The organism is Pseudomonas serbica (assembly GCF_028823535.1).
Lineage (GTDB): Bacteria > Pseudomonadota > Gammaproteobacteria > Pseudomonadales > Pseudomonadaceae > Aquipseudomonas > Aquipseudomonas serbica.
Genome location: NZ_JAQIYM010000049.1, coordinates 1 through 445, shown reverse-complemented (window position 1 = coordinate 445; position 445 = coordinate 1). Strand labels below are relative to the sequence as shown.

Here is a 445-nt window from a genome sequence, read left to right as displayed (position 1 = left end):
TACGTCATCGACGATGTTGACCACGATGGTGCTGGTGGCGATGTTGCCCAGGCCATCGGTGGCCTGGTAGGTGAAACTTTCCTGGACGGTGTTGGCACCATCGTTGGCCGGCGGTGTGGTGCTGGCCGGCGACGTCAGGGTGTAGGTGTAGCTGCCGTCAGGGTGCAGCAGCAGCTGGCCGTAGGTGCCAACGGCATTGCTGACCAGGCTGTAGGTGATGGCGCCGCTGCCGCCGTGGACCGCGCCCACGAGTGTGCCGCTGGCAATTTCGCCGGGGTTGCACGGCTGTTCCAGGGCATTTTCGTAGACGGTTACGTCCTGGTCGGTGGCTGCTACCAGGCAGCTGTTGTGCACGTCGATGGTGATGGTGGTGGTGCTTTCGTCACCGTCGGCATCACGCAGGGTATAGGTGAACACATCACTCGCGCCCGGGCCGCTGACCGAA

Annotated in this window: 1 protein-coding gene; it reads right to left on the bottom strand. The window is 63.4% G+C overall.

Going from position 1 to position 445, the window contains the following annotated elements; translation table 11 throughout:
- A partial coding sequence (locus tag NQL71_RS29685; RefSeq protein ID WP_274643793.1) for a cadherin-like domain-containing protein occupies positions 1-445 on the bottom strand: 445 nt, incomplete at both ends.